The organism is Cupriavidus sp. KB_39 (assembly GCF_052114485.1).
Classification (GTDB): domain Bacteria; phylum Pseudomonadota; class Gammaproteobacteria; order Burkholderiales; family Burkholderiaceae; genus Cupriavidus.
In genome coordinates this window covers 1-506 of sequence record NZ_JBFREV010000190.1, presented here as the reverse complement: position 1 = coordinate 506, position 506 = coordinate 1, and the positions used below count along the sequence as shown (strand labels likewise).

The 506-nt window shown below is 64.7% G+C and carries 1 protein-coding gene; it reads left to right on the top strand.

Going from position 1 to position 506, the window contains the following annotated elements; genetic code table 11:
• Positions 1 to 54 precede the first annotated feature (54 nt).
• Positions 55 to 506 (top strand): pilin glycosylation ligase domain-containing protein (locus AB4Z27_RS29470; RefSeq protein ID WP_441646042.1); only part of this gene is annotated, 452 nt, incomplete at its 3' end.

The following is a 506-nucleotide window of genomic DNA, read 5'->3' as shown; positions in this document are numbered from 1 at the left end:
GTTTCGAAGCACACGCTTCCGCTCGCCACCTTCTAYGGCGAATGGAYGGCCGGCGTGCTCGGTGTCGCGCTGGTCTGCCTGCTGGCCTTTCGGCGTTCGGCGGACACCCCCCAAGTCCCTTGGATCGTCCTGCTGCCGCTCTGGCTGATCCTGACGACAATCATCCAGTCCGCCGCCGGCATGCCCGACATCACCGGCAGCCGCTCCACCACCCAGATCGTCCTCGCCCTCGGCGCGGCCATGATGGTCGCCGCGTGGCGTCTCGGGCAGGGGTTTTCCACCGAGGAACGGGCCGAGATTGTCGATGCCATCGCCATCACCTTCCTCGTCGCCGGGCTGCTCGGCACGCTGGCGCAATGGATCCAGGTCTTCCATATGGAAGACCAGATGTTCGGCCTCGTTTCGGAATATTTCTACGACACCAACCGCCGGCTGTGGGGCAACCTCAACCAGCCCAACCATCAGGCGACGATCCACGGCTTTGGCCTCGTTGCCGCGATCTGGCT